This window comes from Spirosoma sp. KCTC 42546 (assembly GCF_006965485.1).
In the GTDB taxonomy this organism is placed as follows: domain Bacteria; phylum Bacteroidota; class Bacteroidia; order Cytophagales; family Spirosomataceae; genus Spirosoma.
The window spans coordinates 5,027,998-5,046,903 of record NZ_CP041360.1 but is presented as its reverse complement, the minus strand read 5'-3'; the positions used below and the strand labels follow the sequence as shown (position 1 = coordinate 5,046,903).

Here is an 18,906-nt window from a genome sequence, read left to right as displayed (position 1 = left end):
CAAGCTCTGGCTTGGCCTTTGCAAGTTGGGTTCCCCCTGTTCACGCTTGGCTTTGCCGAGTGTGGTCTATTTTAAAGGGCCTCTGGCCTGATTTATTGTAGATACGGGCCAGAGGCCCTTTAAAATAGACCACACTCGGCAAAGCCAAGCGTGAACGGGCGAGTGTACTCCGAGACTTCGTCAAACCTAATACCTCGAATGCAAAGGCAATACATTGTTCATTTTTTATACGTTCTAGCTCTTTCCCTCACGTTGCCGAGGGTCGTCTCCGCGCAGGCAACGAGCCAGAAACCTCAGCTAACTATTTCGTTCGATACAGCTAGTAAGCCTATTCAGTTTGGCGTCAGTCATTTAGAAAAAGCACTTAAAGAGTCTGGCCAGCCTGTTCGGAAAATGCCTATTACACTAGGCACCATTATAAACGGCATTTTTATTGTCGTTGAATCAGCTCAAGGTGAGTTATACATTCACAAAGAGGGCTATCGGATTAGTTATCAGAACAATAACCTGCTGATAACGGCGGTCGATGATGCCGGAGCGATGTATGGCGTATTGGATGTAGCGGAGCAAATTCAGGTGGGGAAAAGCTGGAAAACGCTGACACCCAAAGCGGTTAATCCACATTTTACGGTTCGGGCCTTGAAGGTGAATTTACCCTGGTCTTCCTACAGGCTGGGCCCAGCGATGGACGTACACAAAGATGTATGCCGCGATCTGGCGTATTGGCAGCGAATGCTGGACCAAATGGCTGAAAATCGCTTCAACGTTCTATCGCTCTGGAATGTCCACCCGTTCACCTACATGGTGAAGCCGGCCAACTTCCCGGAGGCTAACAGCTTCTCGCCCAACGAAATGGCCGACTGGAAGTACTTCTGGACAAGCCTGTTCCGAATGGCGAAAGAGCGGGGAATCGAACCGTATATTGTAAACTGGAACATTGCCGTATCGCCCGAGTTTGCGAAGGCGTATAGCGTAAAAGAGCGGAACGATACGTCGGCGGTGGTGAAGCGGTACACACGCGAAGTGGTTACGCAGATCATCAACGAATACCCGGATTTAGCAGGCATCGGCATCACCCTGGCGGACTGGATGAGCAACTTTAGTGGTACCAATTCAACGCTGCCGGAGATGACGCCCAAAGACCGCGAGGATTGGATTGAAGAAACGGTAGTGGCCGGTATCAAAGCGGCTAATCGTCCGGTTAAGTTGCTGCACCGTTCCGTACTCTCGGCCGATCCGGGCGAAATGAGACGCGTGATCAACAACGCTCACTTGCCCGATACGACGCTGGTCGAGATCAAGTTCAACTGGTCGCACGGGCACTCGACACCCGTGCTGGCGTTGACCCACGATTCGCATTCGGGGAAGCGGGATGATGGCTACTGGAATCCGATGCCGTCGAATTACCGCATTCAGTGGATGATTCGGAACGAGGATTTTTTCATTCTTCGCTGGGGGCAGCCGGATTTCATTCGTCGGCACATCGCGCAGAATACGGCTCCTTACGTCAATGGGTATTTTGTTGGTTCTGAGGGTTATACACCGGCTAACGATTATTCACATGTGGCCAGTAATCACCAGACCTGGACGTATGCCTTCGAGAAACAGTGGCTGTTTTATCAGCTTTGGGGACGTCTGCTTTATGATCCTGCCACGCCCGATGCGGTGTTTGAAGCGGCCTTTACGAACCGTTATGGATTGAAATCAGGCAAGCCGATGCTCGAAGCGTATGCTGCGGCTAGCCAGATGCCCTTGCGACTGGCGTCTTTTTACGGTTCAACCTGGGATTACACCTTGTATTCGGAAGGTTTCCTGGCTCCCTTTTCGGCTGGTAAAGGCGTGCAGGATACGGTGTCAAGCTTTATTTCCATCAATGAGCTAATCGACCATTCTACGTTAGATCCGGCTTATTTGTCGATCAAAGATTACGTTGGTCAGATGGTCGCAAAGAAGAAAATAGCCGCTGGTAAAATGACGCCAATTGCGGTAGCCGATTTACTGGATGCGGATTGTAAAACGGTTCTCCAGCGAGTGCAGCAGCTGCGTTCGGGCGCTTCACCTACACTGGTTTGTGAGTTAGCCGATCTGGAAACCTGGGCCTACTTAAGCCGCTATTTCGCGGATAAACTCCGGGCTGCTGTGGCGCTTCAAACCTACCGACTTTCGCAGGATAAAACGCAGCAACAGAAGGCGATTACCTACCTAAATCAGTGTCTGCGTCATTGGCAGAAAGTCAGCGAAATTACGACCAGTCATTATCACGAAGTGCCTTACACTGAGGGCTATATCTCGAAAGAGAATGCCTATAAAGACTCCCAGCGCTTTTTGTGGAGCAATTACCTGCCGCAGGTCGAACGCGACATTGTCCTGGCAAAAGAATAAAAAATAGTAAACACAGAGTCACAGAGAGCACAAAGCGGTAAAGAGGCCGAAGTCCGAGAAAGAATTACTCTGTGTTCTCTGTGCCTCTGTGGTTAATTGAAATTTTTACTTATGGAACGAAGAGATTTTATTAAAACCACCGGCCTCATCGGCAGCGCTTATGCATTGTCTGGGCCGTCGGCTCTGGCTAGTTCATCTGCCAATATACTGGCTCCAACTGAAACGTACTGGCTCGATGGCCCGATGCGGTGGGCGCAGCTTGCTTTTGTCGAGCGCGACCCCGGCCACTACGATCCGGATTTCTGGCTCAACTACTTCAAACGGATTCACGCCGATGGTGCCTTGCTCAGTGCCGGGGGGATCGTCGCTTTTTATCCAACGAAAATTCCTCTGCATCACCGTAGCGACTTCATGGGTAATTCCGACACATTGGGGTATCTGGTGGAAGGCTGCAAAAAGCAGGGCATGAAAATCATGCTCCGTACCGATCCGCATGCCGCCCGGCAGGATGTTTATGCGGCACACCCCGACTGGATTGCCGTGACCGTCGACGGAAAGCCGCGCCGTCACTGGGCCAACCCGGAGTTGTGGGTCACCTGCGCCTTAGGGCCGTATAATTTTGAGTTCATGACGCAGGTGAATCAGGAAATTATGGAGAAATTCCAGCCCGAAGGCATTTTCTCGAACCGCTGGCATGGTCATGATATCTGCTATTGTGAACACTGTACTCGTAACTTCAAAGCAGCCTCTGGCCTGGAATTGCCCAAGACTGCCGACAAGCTCGATCCAACCTACCGCAAATGGGCCGATTGGCGCATGAAGCGCTTACGGGAAGTTTGGTCGGTGTGGGACGCGGGCATTCGTAAGCAGAAACCTACGGCTCGTTTCATTCCCAATGGATTTCCGGATAAGGTTATGACCGGCAAAGAAGCCGATCTTTTCTTCGCCGACCAACAGGCCCGACGTGGTCTGATGGCACCCTGGTCCAATGGGAAAGGAGCCAAAGAGCTCCGGTCGACGCTTGGCCTAAAGCCACTGATCGGAATTTTTAGCGTTGGTATCGAAGAGGAATTTCGCTGGAAAGATTCGGTACAGAGCGACGCCGAAATTCGGATTTGGGTAGCTGAAGGTACCGCCAACGGGATGCGTCCCTGCTTCGTGAAGTTCGGGGGCGACATCTACGACAAACGCTGGATGGAGGCCGTAGCCAAACTGTACGAAGGCTACTATAAAAACGAGAAATACCTGCGAAACACTGCTTCGCTATCGCGCGTTGGAGTTGTCTATTCGGAACAAACCGACCGGAATTACGGTGGCAAACCCTGGCAGCAGAAAAGCAGTGACCACCTGGATGGCATGTATCACGCCCTCGTCGAGAGTCGCATTCCCTTCGATATGGTGAACGACCGACTACTTACGTCCGAGGATTTGAAGCGGTTTAAGTTGTTGATTCTGCCCAATATTGCGGCTCTTTCTGATGCGCAATGCAAACAGATTCAGGCGTTCGTAGCTAATGGCGGTAGCATTGTCTCCACCTTTGAAACATCATTGTATGACGAAGAAGGTAAACAACGGCCTGATTTCGGTTTAGCCAGCTTGTTCGGTGTTTCGTACGACCAGAAAGTAGAAGGGCCGTTGCGAAACAGTTATTTACAATTGCGGAACGATGCCAAAAACAGCCAGACGCAACTGATTCTGAAAGGGCTGGACGATACACCCCGCATTATCAATACGATTTATAAAGTCGATGTGAAACCAACGACCACGTTCCCCAGCCCAATCACGCTGATACCTACCTACCCCGATTTGCCGATGGAGGATGTGTACCCACGCGTGGCCGAAACCGATACGCGGGAACTCTACCTTCGGCAGGTTGGCAAAGGTCGGGTCGCCTATATTCCCGGCGATCTGGACCGCTCGTTCTGGCAAATGATGGGTACCGATCATGGTCAACTGCTAAGTAATGTGGTCAACTGGGCGCTGGACGAGGAGCCCATTGCTACTGTAACGGGGCCGGGCGTGATTGATCTCACGGTTTGGCGGCAGGCTAATTCCATGACTGTCCATCTGGTAAACCTGACCAATCCAATGATGATGAAAGGCCCTTTCCGCGAGTTGATACCCGTAGAAGCTCAGGTTAGTATTGCGGTTCCAACTGGTGCAAAAGTGACTGGTGTGAAACTACTGATGAGCGACCAAAAGCCTAAATTTGAGCTAAAGGGCAACAAAGTAACCGTAACGGTGCCCAAGATTCTCGATCACGAGATTGTTGCGTTGGATTTAGTGTAGCTGAGTAGGACTGTGATGTCAGTTTCTTAAAACTGACATATGAGGTTTCTCAAAACCTAATCAGTACACGAGGTTTTGAGAAACCTCGCACGTCGGGTTTAAGAACCAGTATTGTCCGAAATGTTTTTTCTTGTCGATTTGTTTTAAGTCTAAAAACCAATGAACACCGCCAAATTACCCGTAAAAACGCTGTTAGGCTATTTGCCGGATGAGGTGCTGGAAACATTAGCCCTAGACTATCAAGTCGATAAACACGTCAAAAAACTCCGCGGAGCCCTGGTTTTTAAGTTATTGCTCTATGGCGTTCTGACCACCAATGAGTTGAGTCTGAATGTACTTATGGCCCTGCTGGAAAAAGTGGGCATTCGCCACTTAATCGGCGTGGATGCTCACTTTACCACCAAACGAAACTCCTTAGCCGACCGGCTGGCTCAACTCGATTGTGGCTACCTGAAGGCTATTTTTAAGCAAGTTCTCAAGTTGGTCAACCAGCACTGGCCCACACCCACCGTCCAGGGCTATCAACTCCATCTGGTTGATTCAACCCTAGTGGCTTGTTCAGCCAAACTCTTGGGCCTGGGTATTCAACTGGGCCGTAAAGCCAACGATGAAACCCATCGTTATAAGCATATCAAATTTAGTATCGGCTATGATGGCTTAAAGCCCGAAACGATTCGATTTTATGATCAACAAACCCATGCCAGCGATGAAACACCCCTCAAAGAAACCATTGAATCGCTGGCTTTCTCGGCCAAAGATGTAGCCGTTTTTGACGCTGGGCTGCAAAATCGACTCACCTTTGAGCAGTTCAATAAGCCCCCTGAGGAGAAACGTTTTTTTGTTACCCGCATCAAAGCCAACAGTCGTTACCAGCTTCTGGCTGAGCAGCGTATAGATAGCTCGACCGACACACTTGTCTTAGAGAAGGAGTCGTTGATCAAGCTCTATACGAGTTCGAATCGACTCCTTACGGACTCATTTCGCCTGATTAGTGCTCACCTACAAGACAAACCTGAGCAATCTTTGCTGTTTTTGACCAACCTGCCCGATTCGCTCAGCGCATTGGAGGTGAGTCAGATTTATCGACAGCGTTGGCAGATCGAGAAATTCTTTCGGTTCATCAAGCAGCAGATGAATTTTTCTCATTTTCTGTCCCGATCCTTTAACGGGATCAAAATCATGGCGTATGTGATGCTCATTGGCGCTATGTTGATTGGGTTATATGGTCGGTTTAATGATCGGCCTGGGTTCAAGATCAACAAATTGCTGTTTGTCTATGAACTCGAAGCTGATCTGGTCAAAACACTTATTGTAGCATGCCACGGGGAGCCAACCTTACTGGACGATGCCTTGAAAAAACATTTCGGACAATAATGGTTTAAGAACCCGACGCCACGGTCGATTGAAAATCAATTCATTAACAGAATATACCTCATGGTTTGGAAACAAGTTATTGATCCATTTAACAGCATTGCTTTATCCGTACTCGTAGCGGCAGTGCCGATTTTATTTATATTCTGGGCGCTGATTATCAGGAAAATGAAGGGGTATCAGGCCAGTTTGATCGCTACAGGACTGGCCATGATTATTGCCATTCTTGTGTATGGCATGCCCATAAAACTGGCGCTTTTGTCGGCGGCTCACGGGGCCTTGTATGGGCTATTCCCCATTTGCTGGCTGGTGACGATGGCCGTTTTTCTATTTAACGTCACCGTGAAAAGTGGACAGTTCGAGATCATAAAACACTTCATGGCATCGATCACCTCCGACCGACGGTTGCAGGCGCTGCTGATCGCCTTTTCGTTCGGGTCTTTTCTGGAAGGTACCGCCGGATTTGGCGCGCCCGTGGCTATTACGGCAGCGATGTTGGTCGGGCTGGGATTCAATCCGCTCTATGCGTCAGGTATTTGCCTGATTGCCAATACGGCACCCGTTGCCTTTGGGTCTATTGGCATTCCTATTACGGTAGCTTCGCAAGTGTCGGGTATTCCCGAATTGCCTATTTCACAGATGGTTGGTCGGACATTGCCGATTCTGTCGATCATGTTGCCCTTTTATCTAGTGAGCATTATTGCCGGTTTCAAAAAAGCGCGGGAAATATGGCCAGCCGTGCTGGTATCGGGCATTTCATTCGCCTTTCTACAGTATTTCTCCTCGAATTTTCTGGGGCCAGCTTTGCCCGATGTGATTGCCGGACTTGGTTCAATCATCTGTCTGATGGTTTTCCTGCGCTTCTGGAAACCGAAGACGATCTGGCGCTTTGCCAATGAACCCGCAGCCACAATCAATACCGACATTAGCTACACAAACGGACAGCTCATCAGAGCCTGGTCGCCGTTTATTGTGCTGACAATCATGGTCATTGCCTGGGGAATACAACCCATCAAGGATGTCCTAAATTCGGCGGGGATGACCCAGTTTGAATTTCCGGGCCTGCACAATGCCATTCAGGGAGAAGATGGAAATCTGTTGCCTAAAATATTCAAATTCAACTACTTCTCTGCCGCCGGAACGGCCATTTTGATTGCTGCCCTAGTGGTTATTCCGCTAGTTGGTTTGAGCTACCGGGAGGGTGCGCAAGTATTTGGGGCCACGCTAAACCAACTCCGGTTTCCCATCCTGACGATTGCAGCGGTGTTAGGATTCGCCTACATCCTGAATGATTCGGGCATTACCCTCACACTGGCCGAAGTGCTGGCGAATACGGGCTACTTATTTCCATTTTTTGCGCCCGTACTGGGTTGGCTGGGTGTGTTCATTACCGGCTCCGATACATCGGCCAATGCCTTGTTCAGTAAACTCCAATATGCCACGGCCCAATCCATCGGAGTTGATCCGGTGGTGACTGTGGCCGCCAATATATCGGGTGGCGTGGTTGGTAAAATGATTTCGCCCCAATCCATTGCGGTAGCTGCGGCAGCGGGCAATCTGGTAGGCAAAGAATCCGAACTGTTTCGCTTTACAGTGAAGCATAGTTTCTACATGCTGATCTTCATTTGCTTCATCGTACTGGCTCAGGCGTATGCGGTGAAATGGATAATTCCGGTTTACGAAATGCTCGGCAGCAAGAAAGCCGCAACTGTCCCGGACTTATCGAAAGGCTATATCTATCTACTTGTGCTAGGCCTATTATTAGCCGGAATTGCCATTTCGGTTTTAACAACAGCCAAAAAGAAAGTACAAACTCCCGATTTTGTTAATTAACGATTGCACCTGAATTGATATGAATGCACCACTTTGTAACTACATGAAAGTTGGTCTGGTCCATTTCATGGCATTTCCCGAAACCATGAAGGGCGAAGGACCCGTGTTTGAAACCATTAAAAAAGTTGTGTTAGATGAGTACTTCACGGCTATAGAAATTACGACCGTCAACGACCTGGAGGTTCGCCGGAATGTAAAAAGCCTGCTGGAGTCCTCGCACATGACAGTCGCGTACGCGGCTCAACCCCGACTGCTAACAACGGGTCTTAACCTGAATGACACCAATGAAGAAGGGCGGCAACGGGCACTCGCCAATGTGAAAGAAGGTATCGATGAAGCCTATGAGCTAGGGGCTACCGGCTACTCGTTTTTGAGCGGTAAGTACGAAGAGGCCCGAAAAGAAGAAGCGTTTGACCTGCTCGTGAAATCGACCAACGAAATCTGCGCCTATGCAAAAAGCAAGGGCGATATGAACGTTTCGCTGGAAGTGTTTGATTATGATGTCGATAAGAAATCCCTGATTGGCCCCGCCGATCTGGCGTTACGTTACGTGCAGGAAGTTAGGAAAGAGCATGATCATTTTGGCCTAATGGTCGATTTGAGCCATATTCCTCTGATCCATGAAACGATTGAGGAATCGCTTTTGCCCGTTAAGGAGTACATCACACACGCCCACATTGGCAACTGCGTAGTCAAAAGCCCGGACATGCCTGCCTATGGCGATGTGCACCCAAGATTTGGCTTCCCGAATGGCGAAAACGACGTACCCGAAGTAACACATTATCTGAAAGTACTGCTTGATATTGGTTATTTGAATACCGAAAACCCACCTATCGTCAGTTTTGAGGTGAAACCCTTTGGTGATGAAGACCCGGATGTCGTAATTGCCAACGCCAAACGGACGCTGAACGAAGCCTGGGCGCGGGTGTAGTTAATCCTGTGGATTCCCTTGTTCTCGCTTGGCTACGCCGAGTGAGTGCTATTCCTTCAAGGGCCTCTGGCCCGTTTTTGTCACTCATCTCCGGCCAGAGGCCGTAAAAAAAATAGGCCTCACTCGGCGTAGCCAAGCGAGAACGTGAGGAACATGCGTACGTGCGGAATTGAATTTTATTCCATAACAAGAAAAAACCAACAATGAAGATTGTCGTATTAGATGGGTACACCTTGAATCCGGGCGATTTATCCTGGGAAGGGTTGGAAAAATTAGGTGACGTTACGGTGTACGATCGAACCCCCGCCGAGCTGGTGGTGGAACGAGCAAAAGACGCCGAAGTCATTTTTACGAATAAAACACCTCTTGGCGAAGACCTCCTAACGCAGCTACCCGCGTTGAAATTTATTGGTGTTCTGGCCACTGGGTATAATATCATCAACACGGATGTTGCCAAACAGAAAGGAATAATTGTCGCCAATGTGCCTGGTTATGGAACCGCGTCGGTAGTTCAGTTAACCTTTGCCCTGCTGCTCGAATTAACCCAACACGTGAAACACCATAGCGATGCGGTGCGGGATGGCAAATGGGCTAAGTCGATTGACTGGTGTTTCTGGGATTTTCCATTAGTTGAACTGGCGGGCAAAACCATCGGGATTATTGGGTTTGGCAGTATCGGCGAGAAAGTGGGCGACATTGCCACGGCCTTTGGTATGAACATCATTGGCTCAAAACGACACCAGTCCGATCAATCGCACCGGGCTAATTTCCGTTGGGCAGAAATCCCTGAATTGCTGAAAGAGTCCGATGTGGTGAGCATTCACTGCCCATTAACACCAGAAACACAGGGGCTTATCAATAAAGAGAATCTGGCCTTGATGAAGCCTTCCGCTTTCCTGCTAAATACATCGAGAGGGCCTATCGTTGTCGATCAGGATCTGGCCGATGCGTTGAATTCGGGTGTTATTGCCGGAGCGGGTATCGATGTACTGTCGAAAGAACCGCCAGCCGCCGACAATCCGTTATTTACCGCGAAGAACTGCCTGATCACGCCACACATCGCCTGGGCAACCATAGAAGCCAGAGGCCGATTAATGGACATCACCGTCCAGAATCTTGCTGCCTTTATGGATGGGAAGCCGGTCAATGTGGTGAACAAATAGTGATGAAAAACTGACTTAAACACAGAGCCACGGAGAACACAGAGGAAAATTTATATCTCTGTGTTCTCCGTGGCTCTGTGTTTAAGTCAATTGTTGATGACTACTTCCACCTTCTGTCCTTGCCGGCTTTTGTAGCCCTGAATAGGGGAGTAGCTTTGAGTTTGTTTGCCGTAGTAGCCCGTGCCGTCGTAAGGGCGAAGGTTTGGGTCTTCTTTGCAGGCATCTGTGCAAGTGCCTGCGTGCTCGTGTCCACAATCGTCGCAAAGCGTAATATGGTTGTTGCAGACTGGGCTGGCGCAGTTAATCATGCGACTGGTGGGCGTCCCACACCGATAGCAGGTTGATACAATAACGGGATTGACATGATTGACTGGAACCGTTACGCGGTTATCGAACACATAGCATTCGCCGTCGAAATCCTCGCCACCGGCTTCCATACCGTATTTTATAATGCCGCCATGAAGCTGATACACATTATCGAAGCCTTGCGAAAGGAGATAGGCCGACGCTTTCTCGCACTTGATACCCCCCGTGCAATAGGTAATGATTTTCTTGCCGGAGCCTTTCAGATGCTCGATTTCGGCCACGTGTTCGGGTAATTCGCGCAGGTTGTCCATATCGAACGTAATGGCTCCTTTGAACTTGCCAACTTCGTGTTCGTAATTTGATCGCATATCGACCAGCACGACATCGGGGTCATTTTTGAGCTGCCTGAACTCCTCTGGTTCGAGATGAATGCCTGTTTGCCGGAGTGGATCAACGCCTAGATCAGAGTGAACAATCTCGGCCTTCACCCGAACGTGCAGTTTCTGAAACGTATGCCCGTCAGCTTCATCGATCTTAAATTCTGTATCAGCAAAACGAGGATCGGCATGGAGAGCGGCTATGTAGGCTTCGCAATCAGCTGTTAGGCCCGATACCGTTCCGTTCAACCCTTCAGGGGCCACAATAACGCGTCCGAGTAGGTTCAGGCGCAGGCACAACAAATGATGTTCTTCCCGATATTGCTCCGGGTTTTCAATCGGCGAATAAATATAGTAAAGAAGAACGCGGTACGGTTTCATTAGCAAAGAGCGAAAGGGTGAATGAACGAACGTATGCAGCTCAGTGTCCAGTCTCAATTACAAAATTAAATTAAAACAGTGATTAGTTCCCTGATGTTGGTCAGGTGGCATGACCTATCTACATTTATTGGCCAGAAATTACCCGGCAAACTGGCAACTAACGACTATCGACTAAACAATGCATATTGCTATTACAGGAAATATTGGGGCTGGCAAAACAACGCTAGCCGAATTGCTGGCTGCTCACTATGGCTGGGAAGTACTTTATGAGGCTGTAGAGGGAAACCCCTATCTGGCCGATTTCTACGAAGATATGCCGCGCTGGTCATTCAATCTGCAGATCTATTTCCTCAATAGCCGCTTTGTGCAGATGACAAAAATCATGGACAGCAAGCGAAAAAATCAAGGGCTCACATTGGTGCAGGACCGGACTATTTACGAAGATGCTGCCATTTTTGCCCGTAATCTCTATCAGAACGAAACCATGTCTGAACGGGATTATTTCACATATCGCCAGGTCTTTGAGAATATGATGAGCCTCGTTCGCCCACCCGATCTGATGATTTATCTCCGGGCCAGCCTGCCTAAACTTCGTGAACGGATTCAGAAACGGGGCCGGTCGTTTGAGCTGGCTATTAGCGATGACTACCTGGCTAGTTTAAACCAACTCTATGAAGAATTTGTGGATGCCTATGACCTCGGCCCTTTGCTAATCCTGGACGTAAATGAATTGGATTATGTGAATCAGCCTTTGGATCTCGCTAAAGTTATTCGACAGGTCGACGGCTGGCTAGATGGTTCGAGAGAAGAACATTAAAATTTAGTCAAAAAAAAGCCGGACTCAACTGGCCCGGCTTTTCTGAATTACATAATAAAGCTTATATGTACTATGTACGCGATGGTCGTGTATTTCGTTGCTTGATTTTGAGAATAAGTTTGGTTGTCGAATCGAAACCACAAACCTGTTCATTTAGAAATTTATTTTAACTGCTTGTTATACAGGCAATAAAGTAGAATAATTACCCCTGTTGCTACGAGTACGATTGGGTTTTCGCAATCCAGGAGATAGAAGACATAGCTGGCACACAGTATCATAAAGAAACATGCCAGAAGGCTTATAAAAGACGACGAAGGCTGCAAGGGGTGGTTGATGATGGTAGGTAAAGATATAAAAATGAAATTAAGTAAACTTGTAATTATTGGTTTATAAATATTATATCTTTTTTGCCTTGCCTAGCCATTTTACTGGTGACGTTACTCAGTAGCAGACTGCCATTGTGTTTGCCTGATTTATAGATTATAGTCCTGCCTGGTTTCTTTAAAAGTATAGCCACATGAAATGACATAAAACCTGCTATTTGTTTAGTCATTTCTACCAGTTGCCAACTCCCACATTGATTGCATCCGTAGGCCACGTTGCTTTGTAAGTAGCAATAGCTAATAAACACTGAACTACATACAAGGCAATGGCAAACGAAAAAAGCGTTATCGACGAATGGTCCGTTCGTGATCTGGAAGATGGGTCCTCATTAACAATCACAGCAGTAAGCTGCACTGAACTGGGCAACCAGTCGCAGCCGGGTATTCAGGTCTATTACATGGGTAATATTATTAACTATGAACCCCTGATTGTTGAGCGCTGGGCCTATCAGGCGTCTAAAACCGGAGTAGATGAGTATTTGCTGGAAGACCAATCCTGGATGGTTCATCAGGACCAGTTTGTGAAAAACTATCTGGTACTTGGCTCTCCCCTGAAGGCGAAGGTAGAAGTGAAGACGCGCTCATCTAAAGTGATTTCCAGAGAGTACGCGTTGCCTTTTGAGGTATAGAAGTAGTATATTATTTAACCACTGAGGCACAGAGAACACGGAGTTGAGATAACTGATCCTAACTCCGTGTTCTCTGTGCCTCAGTGGTTAATACGTTTAACTAATTAATCTAAGTTGTATGAAAGGCGATTGATTTGATAGGCAAACCCCTTAAAAAAACAGACATAGCACAAGCCAGACTACCTTTGAAGTGCGAAAACAGAGGTAAATCTAACCAGCTATGTCTGAGAAAGTAGTGGCAATTTATTGCTTTTTGGATGATTATTTCATCGAAGTGGGCAAAAATCAGGGGAGTGTAAAACCCCAGACAACTCCTAAAGTTAGCGACAGTATCGTGTTGACAACCGCCATCATATCGGCCCGTTTCTTTGGTGGCAATCAAGCCTCGGCTATGCTCTACATGGCTGATAAGCAAGGTATTGTCATGCTTGAGAAATCGGCGTTCAATCGTCGTCTTCACCGCCTGGCGACCACACTGAGTGCCTTGTTCTACTATCTGGCTGATTTTTTCAAAGCACTCAATCTGAGCGGAGAATACCTGATCGATTCGTTTCCTGTGGCAGTTTGTGACAACATCCGCATTGGCCGATCGCGGTTAGTCAAAGGGGAGGAATATCGAGGGAAGATTGCGTCGAAGCGTCGATTCTTTTTTGGCTTTCGTGTTCAACTCATCACCACCCGCGACAAGCAACCGGTTCAGTTTTTTATTCTGCCGGGTTCGTATGTGGATGTGACGGCGCTTCAGATGATGCATTTGACGTTGCCAGCAGGTAGCGAAGTCTATGGGGACTCGGGCTACACCGATTACGAGCAAGAGGATTTGTATGCTGAGAGTGAGGAGGTTAATTTAAGAATACAACGAAAAAGTAATAGCCAACGCCCCGATCAAGCTTGGGAAGCTGCTTACAAAAAGCAACTTCGCCAACGGATTGAGCAGGCCTTTAGCCAGATTACGATGCGATTTCCTAAGAAAATTCATGCCGTTACTGAAGCCGGTTTCCTTATTAAAATCGTGTTGTTTTTGATAGCCTATACCCTCGAAACAAACTTGTGACATACAACTTAGATTAATTAGTAGCTATCGTTTTGCTTCAGATAGCCTGGCAGGTTAGAGGCCCCATCAATTGCCGTTTGCGGGATTGGGAAAATACGCTTCTTAGGATCACTGTTCGTTTTTTCCGTCCACGTGCTCTCATATTTGCCAAATCGGATCAGATCAGTACGACGAAGGTCTTCCCAGTATAATTCAAAACCACGTTCCCGTAACAGCAGATCCAGGTTCATGGTGGTGAGGGCTGGTGGAGGAGCCGTAACCGTTCGCGCAGCTCTGACCGTATTGACATCGGCTAAAGCAGAGGCCGCATCGCCACTTTTGCGAAGTTTAGCCTCCGCGCGCATCAGGTAAATATCGGCTAATCGAAGGATCACAATATCCGCATCACCGAAATTCCGGCCACTGGCCGATTTCTTGCTGAACTCATATTTTTCAACCCGATAGCCCGTGTTGTAATTGCTTCCGGCAACCGAGAAGTCAATTTGCTCTGTAAAATTAACGGCCAGCGTAGGTTTATTGCGAGTGTCGTAAGCCAGCTTGCCTACTTTATATTTCCCATCCGGACATTTCAAAAACACACCGTTCCGCCGAATCAAACCATATTGCTGACCACGCAGAATGCCCCGGTTAATGTTAAAGTCGGCTTCGGCCACACACGAATCCGCCGGATTGGAGTAGATGGTCAGATTCTGTTTGTAAAAACGAGGATCTACCGACGGATCTTTAGGCGCATAAGCCGTGGCCCAGCTCTGGTAGTAATCAGGTGTAATACCCGGTCCATCGGTGCCGTTAGCTGCCGGATAAGCTGGTATTGGGAACTGATCGCCCGATATCGAAAAATAGGCCATCCGATTCGTACCATTTAGGTCAGCCCGCTGATCGACCGCAAAGATCAACTCTTTATTGTCGTGGTTATCGGAGTTGAAGATGGAGAAGAAATCCTTCGACAGTGTGTATTGGCCAGAGGAAATGATCTTGTCGCAGTATTCAACGGCCTTATCCATATCCTCTGGCTTGAACGTAAACTGGGTTGCATACCGGTCGCGGTAAACCGCAGCGTTCATATACAAACGAGCCAGCAGTCCCCAAACGGCCCCTTTGGTTAACCGGCCAGGGCCAACCGTGGTTTCCAGGTTGGGCTCTACTGCGAGCAATTCGGCTTTGATGTACTCAACGGCCTGATCGCCCCGAAGAATGGTTGATGTAGCCCCCAGATCGTCTTTCACAAACACCAAACCGAACATATCTAATGTCAGCATGGAATAGTAGGCGCGCATTCCTCTGGCTTCGGCCAGATAGGTTTTCGTAACTGGATCTTTCAGAGTCGGTAGCGTATTGATCGCTGTAATGGATCTCGATACACCCTGCAAAATCAGGTTCCAGGTACTGTTCAGGTTAGGATCGGTACTGATGGTTGTATGCTGGTGCAGGGCTAAATAAATGCCATTATCACCCCAATCGGTACCACCCCGATATGGTAGAATCGCTTCATCCGTCGAGATTTCCTGAAGAGCGAAGTAGTTGGTATGCAGGAAAATATCGGGTAAACGGGCGTACACAGGCGCAATTATTCCATCGGCTGCCTGACGGTCGGACAAACCGGAAACCGAGGCTTCGTCCAACACGTTTTCGGCCAGATTGGTACAACCGTATATAAAGAGTACGCTAACCAGAGCCAGCGTCGAAATGACTATTTTTTTCATGACTTCTGTAATTAAAAAGTAAGGTTCAGGCCGAATACAAACGTTTTGGCTTTCGGATAGCTGAGGTAATCGATACCGTAGGACGAAATCCCGTTGATGTTCCGGTCGGTTACGTTCACTTCGGGGTCATAACCGTCGTATTTCGTGATCACGAACAAGTTCTGACCCGTAGCCGACAGCCTGATTGCTGAAATCCACTTGCCCATGCCAATGAGTTTAGGGCTGAGGTTATAGCCTAACGAAAGGTTATTCAACCGCAGGAAAGCACCCGTTTTGAGGTATCGGCTCGAAACCGGTGCCGAATTGTTGATCGACTCATTCTGTAAAGCAATGGCCTCCGGGGTGACGTTCAGCCCTTTCGACAACCGCAACTTGTAGAAGTTCGCATTGGCCGTATTGTCATATAGCTTGTTGCCGGATACACCATTGAAATTGACCGACAGATCGAATCCTTTGTACGCCACATTCGTGTGGAAGTTAAACTGCTTGGTTGGCAGGGCGCTTCCAACGGCCAGACGGTCTTTATCGGTTATGATCCCGTCGCCATCTACATCCTGAAACTTACTGATCCCCTTGTCGTCGAGACCAATAAAGTTTTTCAGGAAGAATGTCCCGATGGGCTGCCCGTTGATATAGCCATTGATGGTAGCCGATGTCAGGCCAGAACCAGAGGCAGAGCCGGAAGGGATAACAGTATACGGGGAGTTATTAACCACGTTGTCGATGAACGTAATATTGCCACCAACATCGAACCGGAAACCACTCAGGCTGGCATACCGATAGTTCAGATCCAGTTCGACACCCTGGTTGGTGATGGTCATATCGGGAACATTGGTCCAGAATGTGCCCGCAGGTTGAACGGGGTCAGACGGAATAACTTCCAGCAGGATGTTGTTGGAGACTTTTCGGAAATAATCAACCGACCCCGACAAGCCTCCTTTGAACAGCGAAAAATCCAGACCAAGATCCGTTTGGGTAGACACTTCCCATTGAATGTCGGGGTTGGCAAGGCGTGTATACGATGTTCCAGCCGGGTAGGGGCCTGTTGCCGTTAATGGATAACTCGCTGAAGCCGACACCTGGGAGGTAAACAGGGCCTGGGTAATTTTGGCCGGAATCTCCTGATTACCCGTTTGACCCCATCCTGCCCGAAGTTTCAGGTCGGTGAATGGCCCTGACTTCATAAAGGCCTCTTCCGAAATCCGCCAGCCAGCCGAGAGGGAAGGAAAGACTCCGTATTTGTTGTTCGCCCCAAATTTGGACGATCCATCGGCCCGTACGGTGGCTGTCATCAGGTATTTATCCTTGTAATGATAGCTAACCCGCGAGAAAAACGATTGTAATTCATTTTCTGTAGCGAATCCACTAGGCTTGTTGTTCGCCAGCGTGAGTTCCTGACCTAAACCGGCGTTGTAAATAGGATCGATGGGGGAGATCGGGAATTTGTTGATGCTGGAGCGCCGTTCCTGCACAAAAATTTTCTGGTACGAATGCCCCAGCAATGCAGTTAGGTTATGATCCTGTTTCGCCAGTGTGTAGGTGAAATAGTTCTCAACCAAGATGTTCCGATTGGTGGTGTAGATCGACTCTAATCTTCCATCAATCAACGGTACTGCGCTGGGCAGCTGTTCCAGATCCCGCACCGCACTGGAGTTGTCGATTCCCAGATTCAGTTTGTACACCAGATCTTTGGTGATCTTGAACGAAGGGGAAAAATTGGCAATTGTCCGATTGATGGTGGTAATGTCTTTTTTCAGTGCCAGTGTAATGAGCGGATTCGTACCAGCCTGGTATTTAAAAGGCGTTCCATCGGTATCGTAGGCGGGTATCGTAGGGTTTGTCGAGATAGCGCCACCGATCAGATCCTCGGTTGGTGGCCGTTTGTTTAAGGTGTAGGTCGTATTGAGGTTAACGTCGACCGTGAGCCGATCGTCCAGAAATTTCTGCGACACATTAAGACGACCTGTGTACCGATCAAGTTTACTGCCTTTCAGAATCCCTTCCTGATTTTGAACCCCGAAAGAACCGTAGTAGGTTAATTTATTGGCACCCCCGCCAAACGATACGTTGTGGTTCTGGGTTTTGGCTGTCTGGGTTACCTCCTTCTGCCAGTCGGTTGATCCTTTGAAATCTTCCAGAACGCCACCCACTGCCGGAACCTGCTGGCGGTATTCATCGGCTGAAAACACAGGTAAGGCGCGGGTCAGATTTGAGATACCGAAACTGGATGAAAGCGTGAAGTTAGACGAACCCGCTTTTCCCTTTTTGGTTGTAATCAGTACAACGCCATTCGCACCGCGCGAACCGTAAATAGCTGTTGCCGATGCATCTTTCAACACATCGATGGACTCAATATCCTGCGGATTTAAAAAATTCAGTGGGTTGGTTGCTCCACCCGTGCTTGAATTATCTAATGCGATACCATCCAGTACGAAAAGAGGAGTACTACCTGTTCGAACACCGCCAGGTCCACGGATCGTAATATTCTGGCTACCACCAGGTTCACCACTGGTAGAGGTGACATTGACCCCGGCTACCTTTCCCTGTAAAAGTTGTTCGGGTGAGTTGATGATCCCCCGGTTGAAATCGGCGCTTTTAATCGACTTCACCGAACCCGTCATATCCTTCTGGGAAGCGCTCCCATAACCGATAACGACGACTTGAGACAGTTCAGAGGCCGACGCTTTCAACGCTACATTGATGGTGGTTTGATTGCCCACCGGAACGTCCTGAGAAACAAAGCCAATGAAGCCAAATACCAGAACTGCATTGCCGTTTGGTACGGCAATTTTGTAGTCTCCGTTTGCATCGGTGGTGGTTCCTTTCTGACTACCTTTCAGCACAACAGTACAGCCAGCGAGTGCTTCGTTGGTTGTTGCATCTGTAACCCGTCCGCTGATGGTTATGTCTGCCGACGGGTTTTCGGTACGGGACTCAGTCGTTTTCGTGATTGTCGATGAAGGACTTTTCCCCTCAACAGCGAGTGTGGTGAAGGCGAACAGGAAACAGAAAAAAAAGCTCCATTTACGCGTAAATGGAGGAGGGGAGGAGTAAAAAAGCATCATAGTGTAAAAATGAATTAAGGGTGCAAAGCTCAAACCTTCCTACTGGATATCAATTGAGCGGATCAAATATTAAAAATAAATTAACATATCCATACTAGATATATAAAATAATGAAAAACGTAACCCACGGTTTTGTCAGCTAATAGTGTTTTTAATCTGCTATTATTGAGTTAGTTAAGTAGATTGGTTGGTTTGAAAGAGTACAAAATGACATTGTTCTGT

At 48.3% G+C, this 18,906-nt stretch carries 12 protein-coding genes; 9 read left to right on the top strand and 3 right to left on the bottom strand.

What is annotated here, in order from left to right:
* Window positions 1-198 precede the first annotated feature (198 nt).
* The 6 genes from EXU85_RS20805 (at window position 199) to EXU85_RS20780 (ending at window position 9,969) form a co-directional block, all read left to right on the top strand.
* A complete protein-coding gene (locus tag EXU85_RS20805; RefSeq protein WP_142773938.1) occupies window positions 199-2,382 on the top strand; it encodes a hypothetical protein in 2,184 nt (727 codons plus the stop codon).
* Window positions 2,383-2,493: 111 nt separating this feature from the next.
* Window positions 2,494-4,671: an alpha-amylase family protein gene (locus EXU85_RS20800; RefSeq protein ID WP_142773937.1), complete on the top strand. Its 2,178-nt coding sequence runs from the start codon at window positions 2,494-2,496 to the stop codon at window positions 4,669-4,671.
* 159 nt (window positions 4,672-4,830) lie between these two features.
* Window positions 4,831-6,045, top strand: coding sequence for an IS4 family transposase (locus tag EXU85_RS20795; protein ID WP_142773936.1), 1,215 nt, complete (start codon window positions 4,831-4,833; stop codon window positions 6,043-6,045).
* A 60-nt stretch (window positions 6,046-6,105) separates the two neighbouring features.
* The gene (locus tag EXU85_RS20790) at window positions 6,106-7,875 is read left to right on the top strand and encodes an L-lactate permease (protein WP_142773935.1); all 1,770 of its coding nucleotides are present in this window, start codon (window positions 6,106-6,108) and stop codon (window positions 7,873-7,875) included.
* 19 nt (window positions 7,876-7,894) lie between these two features.
* Window positions 7,895-8,806, top strand: a complete 912-nt coding sequence (locus EXU85_RS20785) for a sugar phosphate isomerase/epimerase (protein WP_142773934.1) — start codon at window positions 7,895-7,897, stop codon at window positions 8,804-8,806.
* Window positions 8,807-9,009: 203 nt separating this feature from the next.
* Window positions 9,010-9,969, top strand: coding sequence for a D-2-hydroxyacid dehydrogenase (locus EXU85_RS20780; RefSeq protein ID WP_142773933.1), 960 nt, complete (start codon window positions 9,010-9,012; stop codon window positions 9,967-9,969).
* Window positions 9,970-10,055: 86 nt separating this feature from the next.
* Here EXU85_RS20780 and EXU85_RS20775 read toward each other — a convergent pair whose 3' ends face one another.
* Window positions 10,056-11,033 carry a rhodanese-related sulfurtransferase gene (locus EXU85_RS20775; protein ID WP_142773932.1) on the bottom strand — a complete coding sequence of 326 codons (978 nt, stop codon included), beginning with the start codon at window positions 11,031-11,033 and terminating at the stop codon, window positions 10,056-10,058.
* A gap of 178 nt (window positions 11,034-11,211) precedes the next feature.
* On the opposite strand from EXU85_RS20775, the gene EXU85_RS20770 reads away from it, so the two are divergent.
* From EXU85_RS20770 to EXU85_RS20760, 3 genes are all read left to right on the top strand, one after another.
* Window positions 11,212-11,850 (top strand): deoxynucleoside kinase, encoded by a 639-nt coding sequence (locus tag EXU85_RS20770; protein WP_142773931.1) that lies wholly within the window; start codon window positions 11,212-11,214, stop codon window positions 11,848-11,850.
* 649 nt (window positions 11,851-12,499) lie between these two features.
* Window positions 12,500-12,862, top strand: coding sequence for a hypothetical protein (locus EXU85_RS20765; RefSeq protein ID WP_142773930.1), 363 nt, complete (start codon window positions 12,500-12,502; stop codon window positions 12,860-12,862).
* A 220-nt stretch (window positions 12,863-13,082) separates the two neighbouring features.
* The gene (locus tag EXU85_RS20760; RefSeq protein ID WP_142773929.1) at window positions 13,083-13,916 is read left to right on the top strand and encodes an IS982 family transposase; all 834 of its coding nucleotides are present in this window, start codon (window positions 13,083-13,085) and stop codon (window positions 13,914-13,916) included.
* A gap of 17 nt (window positions 13,917-13,933) precedes the next feature.
* Here EXU85_RS20760 and EXU85_RS20755 read toward each other — a convergent pair whose 3' ends face one another.
* Window positions 13,934-15,619 (bottom strand): RagB/SusD family nutrient uptake outer membrane protein, encoded by a 1,686-nt coding sequence (locus EXU85_RS20755; RefSeq protein ID WP_142773928.1) that lies wholly within the window; start codon window positions 15,617-15,619, stop codon window positions 13,934-13,936.
* Between the two features lie 11 nt (window positions 15,620-15,630).
* Window positions 15,631-18,684 (bottom strand): TonB-dependent receptor, encoded by a 3,054-nt coding sequence (locus EXU85_RS20750; protein ID WP_142773927.1) that lies wholly within the window; start codon window positions 18,682-18,684, stop codon window positions 15,631-15,633.
* Between the last annotated feature and the right edge of the window lie 222 nt (window positions 18,685-18,906).